Genomic DNA, 7,199 nt, shown 5'->3' with positions numbered 1-7,199 from the left:
TTCCATGGTTCTTCAAGTGCTAATGCAACTTTGAACATATCCGCAATTAAATTATCGTTGCTACTTAATGAGGTCCACATCGTCCTTACCACCCTATTAATATTCTTACCAGGCAGTATAGACAAATTCACTATTAAACAGACATCAGCCATTCACTGTAGCGAGGAAGCGGATAAATTCCCGCCAAAAGCAACGACAGACGAATTGGCCGATGAACTGGCCTATTGCCAAAAAGTCATTGATGTCGTAGAAAAAGAAGAAGCAATCCGTGAATACCCAAAGGTAAAAGAAAAGCTGAACTACTTAAAAGAAATCACAGAAGATCACCAGGAGCACCTTAAACGCTCGAATGATCCAGATGCACGTGTGGGTCACAAAACAGCTGATTCCTCTTTCTTTGGCTACAAAACTCATATTGCGATGAATGAGGAACGTATAATTACAGCTGCGGTAATTACAACGGGTGAAAAGAGCGATGGGAAGCAACTTCAAACGTTGATTCAGAAAAGTCGCGAAACCGGCATGAAGATCGATACGGTCATTGGAGATACAGCCTATTCTGAAAAAGATAATATCCAGTATGCGAATCAAAATGAGTTGCAATTAGTGTCAAAATTAAATCCACAGATTACACAAGGAAATCGTAAGAAGGAAGATGAATTCGACTTCAATAAAGATGCAGGTATGTATGTTTGTAAAGCTGGGCATTTGGCGATTCGCAGGGCACGTACAGGGACGAAAAATAAAGGAACAAACCAAAAAGATACTTATTACTTTGATACGGATAAGTGTAAGCAATGCCCCTTCAAAGAAGGTTGTTATAAAGAAGGAGCAAAATCAAAAACCTATTCGGTCAGCATCAAATCAACGGAACATAGCGAGCAGAAAGCCTTCCAGGAAGGTGAGTACTTCAAAGAAAAGTCAAAAGAACGCTATAAAATTGAAGCGAAAAATAGTGAATTAAAGCACAGACACGGGTATGATGTAGCATCTTCCTCGGGTCTCATTGGCATGCAGTTGCAAGGGGCGATGGCTATATTCACTGTCAATCTCAAAAGAATATTGACACTAATGAAGTAGAAGAGGTATTAAAAGTCAATAAATAAAGGCGAATTCTCATTCAGAATTGAATGGAATTCGCCTTTATTTTTTGAAGTTCTTTTTACAAAAGTAAAAAACACACGTTTTTCAGTGGCCTCCTAAGCAGGAGGCAGTCTTTTTTATTATCTATGTCGTCCATTGCGAGTGGACAATTGCGCTTACGTACCAAGCTCCGTTCAATTCCTCCAACACTAGGATCAAGCTTTCCCAATCCATTCCCTCATACTGGGCATCAAATCCGCTGAAATGATAATCCACAACATAGCTGTTCGGAAATATATCCTTGATATTGACCTTCATATTGCCTGTTCCTTTAATTTCATCGTTGCCGACGGTTTCTGCATTTAGAAAGTCTTTGTCATATACAAACTTGTCATAATACTGCTGGAAGGTGAGATCAATCGGTTCGCCGGAGCCGTCATAGGAGCCGAAGTGGTAGACGGTCGTATCCGTTAAGTCGGGAAAACTCGCAGCTGGAAAAACTTTGGCTGTAGCCGTATCAATGTGAGCATAGGGTGAGAATAATAAACCTTTATCGGGATGGATGTAGGCTCTCAGGGTAGTTATGTCCGATTCCTTCAGTGCTAAAATGACCGCGGCGGCAGCATCGTCCGGCGTGGCGGCTTCATCTGGTCCGTTATCATTCGTGTTGTCATTTGAGCCTGCTTCATTATCAGGTGATGGAGACGCAGGGGCATCCGTTTGTTGATTTTGATTCGTGTTCGTATTTGTAGGAACATTTCCGTTATTTTTGTCCGTCTGGTTCGCGTTCGTATTGCACGCCGTTAATAGAAGCATAAACGCGACGACAGCTATTATTTTTTTCATTTTTCAATCACCCCATTAATCGTTTATGGTTGTAGCCTTGTTAACAAGTAAGACGTGAATTTTTGTCAAAAGTTGCATAGGTACTTGTGGACTTTAATCCCGTCTGTTAAACTGAAGATGTTATTTAGTAAAATTATTAACTAAACATGGAGTGTGGCATGGCGACGATAAAAGATATTGCGCAGGAGGCAGGTGTTTCGGCCGCTACGGTATCAAGGGTTTTGAACAATGATGTCACCCTGGCAGTCAGCGAGGAAACACGTTTTCGTATATTTAGCATTGCCGAGCAGCTGCAATATAAGCCGTCCAGGCTGCGAAGAATGAAAAAAGATGAGCAGCTATCTCGTCAACAAATCGGTTTGCTGATGTGGTCAACGCTCGAGGATGAGCATGCGGATCCCTATTTCTCCTCCATTCGGAACGGAATTGAAACCCGCTGCGAGGAGCTTGGCATCAACATTGTTAAGGTGCTTCGCGGCAACAGCAAATCAGAGATGCAGCCGGTGAACGAGCTGGATGGCGTCATTGTCGTCGGTTCGATTGATGATCAAGATGTCAGCCAGTTGTATAACAACGGGAATCGTGTGGTCTTCGTAAACCATTCTGGGGATTTGGATGAGTATGACACCGTAAAGCTGCATTTCGAGCAGGCAACAAGGGCGGTCATCGCACATCTAAGAGAGCTGGGGCATGACAAAATAGGTTACATCGGCGGCAATGATTATGTGCATCGACTCAGTCGTCAATATGAAGCGACGGAGAATGCCGAGCCGCGCCGCATTTTTTTTGAAAAAATTATGCGCGAGCTGGGGCTTTATGATGAAAGCTTCGTGATGATGTCCTATTGGTCTTCGAACAACGGGTATGAAGCAATGAATCAGCTGCTCCAGCAAAGCTCGCGGCCGACAGCTTGTTTTATTGGCAGCGATCCAATGGCAGTAGGCGCCTTGCGGGCGCTGCACGAGCACGGACTTCGTGTTCCGGAGGATATGGCTGTTGTCGGCTTCGACGACATTGAAATTTCTGCTTATCTGAATCCGCCGCTTACTACCGTTCGCGCGCATACGGAGCATATGGGCAGATCGGCGGTGCAGCTGCTGCTTGAGCGAATAGAAGGGCGGGAGGCGGCCGTTCATATGACCATCAACACGACGCTTATCGTTAGGGAAAGCTGCGGCAGCACAAAGAAATAATGCAGGACTTATTTATTCAAAACATTCGGGAGGTTATTTATTTTGACTATTCAATATGATCAGCAGCGATCGTTATTCCATTTGCAAGCGAAGGATACAAGCTATGTGATTCATGTTACGAAAACCGGTTATCCTGCACATATCTATTGGGGCAAGAAGCTGCGCGGTGTGCAGCTGGAGCGTCTCTTTGAGCTTACGGGCAGAGCTTCCTTCACACCGAGCACCGAGCTTGATCAGCTGGAATTGTCACTCGACACGCTTCCGCATGAGTACCCTGCTTATGGAAATTCCGATTTCAGGATGCCTGCATTTCAAGTACAGCTTCCTAACGGTTCGACCGTATCGGATCTGCGCTATGATTCCTACAAGATCGTAAATGGGAAGCCGGCGCTAGACGGGCTGCCGGCTACGTATACGGAAAACGACGAAGAAGCCCAAACCCTTGAAATCACATTAAAGGATGAGTTAATCGGCTTGTCCGTTATTTTGTCCTACACGGTATTCGAACAATTCGACGCTATTGCACGTTCGGCTAGAATCGTCAACAACGGCGCCGGCACGCTGCAGCTGCAGCGCGCATTCAGCATGAGTCTAGATTTTGCTCATGATCGTTTTGAAATGCTTCAGCTTTCCGGCGCATGGATTCGTGAACGCCATGTTCATAAGCGCAAGCTAGTGCCTGGCTTGCAATCGGTCGAGAGCCGCAGAGGCTCAAGCAGTCATATGCAAAACCCGTTCGTTGCCTTGCTCTCAGAAGGCGCAACGGAGGATCATGGCGATGTTTATGGGGTTAACCTTGTATACAGCGGTAATTTCACAGCCGGCGTAGAGGTGGATCAATTCCATGCGGCGCGTTTGTTTATTGGAATCAATCCTTTTGACTTTAATTGGAGATTAGAGCCGGGCGAGCAGTTCCAAACGCCGGAAGCGGTTATGGTCCATTCGGAGCATGGGCTTGGCGGTATGTCGCGCAGCTTCCATGATATCTACCGTGCTCGCTTAATTCGCGGAGCATTCCGTGATCAAGCCCGTCCTATTCTTGTTAATAACTGGGAAGCAACGTATTTCAACTTTAACGCGGATAAAATTGAAGATATCGCGCGCTCAGGTAAAGAGCTTGGGATCGAGCTGTTCGTGCTGGATGACGGCTGGTTCGGCAAGCGAGATAACGATACTACTTCGCTTGGGGATTGGTTCGTAGACCGCAGCAAGCTGCCAAACGGTCTTGAGGATTTGGTTAGCCGCGTGAAAAGGCTGGATATGCAGTTCGGCTTGTGGTTTGAGCCGGAGATGATCTCGCCGGAGAGTGAGCTCTATAAGGCGCATCCGGATTGGTGCCTGCACATTGAGGGACGCAGACGGACGCAAGCGAGACAACAGCTTATTCTCGACTTGTCCCGCAAGGACGTTCAAGAATATATCGTGAAGTCGATTTCGGATATTCTCGCAAGCTCTCCGATTACGTATGTAAAATGGGACATGAACCGTAATATGACGGAAATCGGCTCGGCGCTGCTGCCAGCTGAGCGTCAACGCGAAACGGCTCATCGCTATATGCTTGGCCTCTATTCAGTGCTTGAGCAAATTACATCTGCATTCCCGCAAATTTTGTTCGAGAGCTGCTCCGGCGGCGGCGGACGCTTCGATGCAGGCATGCTCTACTACATGCCGCAAACCTGGACAAGCGATAACTCAGATGCGGTATCCCGTTTGAAAATTCAATACGGAACAAGCATCGTTTATCCGGTAAGCTCGATGGGCGCACACGTATCTGCCGTGCCTAACCATCAGGTTGGCCGCATTACTTCCTTGGAGACGAGAGGCAATGTGGCGCTCTCCGGCAACTTTGGTTATGAACTGGATCTGACGCAGTTTACCGAAGAAGAGAAGGAGAAAGTCAAAGAGCAGGTTGCACTTTACAAAGATGTGCGTCACCTCGTGCAATTTGGCGATTTTTACCGCCTGCTGAGTCCGTTCGAGGGCAACGAAACCGCTTGGATGTTCGTTTCGAAGGATAAAAGCGAAGCATTCGTTGTATTTGTATCGGTTCTGCAGGAGCCGAATCCGAAGCTGAACCGTTTCCGTCTTAAAGGACTTGACCCGAACCGTGACTACAAGCTGCACGGGGAAGAGACGGTATACGGCGGCGATCAGCTGTTGTATGCGGGCCTTGCAACACCGCAATTTTTTGGAGACTACGCAAGCAAGGTATACCGTTTCAACGCGGTAGAATAGACGTATCTGTTTAGAATAGAAGAAAGGGTTATCCCTAGGGTGCTAGCTTAGCCGCGCTCAGGGATAGCCCTTTTTTTGTGTCCGCAAACGGCATTTCTTAAAATTTCTTGATTCACTTGATTAACGTGATGAGTCGGTATCGGGTAAATTAACGGGAAAAGCTCCGGCTAAATTGGACTGGTTGGCTGTGGGGGTTGGGATAACAGGAATTTCTCCCGCTAATTCAATTGATTATCCCCTATAAAGACTGTTTTTCTTTATTTAAAGGGAGAATTTCCCGGTAAACTAGCGAGTTTGGCAGCTTGTGGCTGCTTTAACAGAAGCATTTCCTGTTAATGTAAAAAACATTCTATATATCGATACTTTTTTAGAAAAGGGGCGTCCCCCAAGCTAGTTTGTACGCTTGAAGGACGCCCCTTGTGTTGTATGTGTTTACTTCATGATCTAATACATCGATGAAGAAGCTGCTGCCGCAATGATAATAACGGCAATAATAGCGTAGATAACAAGAATAATGGCTGCCCATATCAAAGAAGCTTTAAAGTAATTTTTCTTTGTCGGGTTGCCTTCGCCGAACGCCCAAACAAACATCATAATAATGTTTACGATCGGTATGATAAGGATGAGCATAGTGAGCATCCACTCTTTAACCGAAATAACGGGTGAAACCTGTTGATTCTGATCGTGTCCGTAACCAGGCACGCCCGGATTTACATGAGGCTGCTGATAATTATCCATTTCATTCACCCCTTTTGTTTCGAAATGCTGTAACCATTCGTACACAAATTTATTATATATAAATTTCCAAGGTTTTCAACATCTATTTTTTGTAAAAATAGTATCGTATATTCGAAAAAATACATGCTTGTCTAGCTTTATTTTTGAAAATTTAGAAGGTTATTGTCGATTGTTGAAAATAGTCTATCAATCTATTAAACAATTATTTTATATTTAAAGCATTTTTTTGTTTAATATTGCCCTATCTCTCTGAGTGCCGTGTCCCTGACAAATAACCAAGTCTTTTAATTAATCTTAGGCTTCGTATAATATTTAATGAAACCATGAGAATACTGGTCAATATGGTATATTGATTAAGCGGAGGAGAGGATATTTTGAAAAGGGAAATTACATTATTTCAAAGGAAGAGCAATCAATCTTAGTGGCAAATCATATTACTCGGAAAGAGGCAGAAAGCAGTACCTTTGCTGCCCTCAAAGAGAATGATGTTGAATTGATTAATTATATAGTCGAAGACTCCCAGCTTTACAATGAACTTGAGATCGGTGAAGAAGTTATTGTAACTCCCAAAGCGAATGAAAAAGGCGAGTATATCGTAATGCAATCTTATCCTCCTCAAATTGTAGCCGGGGAGATAAGGAGGCAAAAGGATTAAATTTAATGGTGTCATCTCGAAGGAAATAATACCTAAAATAATTTAAGGAGGGCATGTATGGGACATGATTTGAGCGGAATGAAAACGCCTGAAGGCATCAGAATGCTAGAGCAGGTTCGTATCATCAATAAGGCGTTACCTGAGGTTGTAGAGTTGATTGATGGGCATGGGCATACAACGTTCAAAGTAAAAGACAAGTCGTTTATCATCATGAGCGACTATGGCATCACTTTCAAGTCGGATTTAGAGAACCAGGAAATTATCCTGCAGCAGGAGCGATTCTTCAAGCCAAAATACATAGGGCATCGCGGCTGGGTGTCTATCAGCGACCCCAAGGACTGGGAAGAGATGGGCGTCTTTATCAAAGAAGCTTACATGCATGCGGCGCCCAAACGTCTGTTGAAGCAGTTCCTGACAACCGAATAATCGAGGGAATATTTCTCGGCTCC

General features: G+C 44.7%; 7 protein-coding genes. 5 read left to right on the top strand and 2 right to left on the bottom strand.

The genetic code is table 11. The features are described from left to right. Nucleotides 1-1,080 (top strand): transposase (locus RCO25_RS30435; protein ID WP_308999836.1); only part of this gene is annotated, 1,080 nt, incomplete at its 5' end. A 147-nt stretch (nt 1,081-1,227) separates the two neighbouring features. On the opposite strand, the gene RCO25_RS30430 is transcribed toward RCO25_RS30435, so the two are convergent. Next, nucleotides 1,228-1,929, bottom strand: a complete 702-nt coding sequence (locus RCO25_RS30430; protein ID WP_308999835.1) for a YxeA family protein — start codon at nt 1,927-1,929, stop codon at nt 1,228-1,230. A gap of 158 nt (nt 1,930-2,087) precedes the next feature. Between RCO25_RS30430 and RCO25_RS30425 the strand changes: the two genes are divergently transcribed. After that, entirely contained in the window at nt 2,088-3,122 is a 1,035-nt protein-coding gene (locus RCO25_RS30425; RefSeq protein WP_308999834.1) for a LacI family DNA-binding transcriptional regulator, read from the top strand. Nucleotides 3,123-3,164: 42 nt separating this feature from the next. Beyond that, complete coding sequence (locus tag RCO25_RS30420) at nt 3,165-5,357, top strand: alpha-galactosidase (RefSeq protein ID WP_308999833.1); 2,193 nt, start codon at nt 3,165-3,167, stop codon at nt 5,355-5,357. Nucleotides 5,358-5,801: 444 nt separating this feature from the next. Here RCO25_RS30420 and RCO25_RS30415 read toward each other — a convergent pair whose 3' ends face one another. Further along, nucleotides 5,802-6,095, bottom strand: coding sequence for a hypothetical protein (locus RCO25_RS30415; RefSeq protein ID WP_308999832.1), 294 nt, complete (start codon nt 6,093-6,095; stop codon nt 5,802-5,804). Nucleotides 6,096-6,444: 349 nt separating this feature from the next. On the opposite strand from RCO25_RS30415, the gene RCO25_RS30410 reads away from it, so the two are divergent. Together RCO25_RS30410 and RCO25_RS30405 are read left to right on the top strand one after the other, a co-directional pair. Continuing rightward, nucleotides 6,445-6,750 carry a DUF3221 domain-containing protein gene (locus RCO25_RS30410; RefSeq protein WP_308999831.1) on the top strand — a complete coding sequence of 102 codons (306 nt, stop codon included), beginning with the start codon at nt 6,445-6,447 and terminating at the stop codon, nt 6,748-6,750. A 57-nt stretch (nt 6,751-6,807) separates the two neighbouring features. Beyond that, on the top strand, nt 6,808-7,176 hold the full coding sequence (locus RCO25_RS30405; RefSeq protein WP_308999830.1) for an MmcQ/YjbR family DNA-binding protein: 369 nt from the start codon (nt 6,808-6,810) through the stop codon (nt 7,174-7,176). The last annotated feature ends 23 nt before the right edge of the window (nt 7,177-7,199 follow it).

The organism is Paenibacillus sp. LHD-38, from assembly GCF_031157315.1.
Lineage (GTDB): Bacteria > Bacillota > Bacilli > Paenibacillales > Paenibacillaceae > Pristimantibacillus.
Note: the sequence above shows the minus strand (reverse complement) of the source record. Positions and strands in the feature narration are given on the sequence as shown.

Coding starts and splice junctions, on each gene's coding strand:
- RCO25_RS30425 (WP_308999834.1), top strand. CDS start 2,088: ATGGCGACGATAAAAGATATTGCGCAGGAGGCAGGTGTTTCGGCCGCT.
- RCO25_RS30405 (WP_308999830.1), top strand. CDS start 6,808: ATGGGACATGATTTGAGCGGAATGAAAACGCCTGAAGGCATCAGAATG.
- RCO25_RS30415 (WP_308999832.1), bottom strand. CDS start 6,095: ATGGATAATTATCAGCAGCCTCATGTAAATCCGGGCGTGCCTGGTTAC.
- RCO25_RS30430 (WP_308999835.1), bottom strand. CDS start 1,929: ATGAAAAAAATAATAGCTGTCGTCGCGTTTATGCTTCTATTAACGGCG.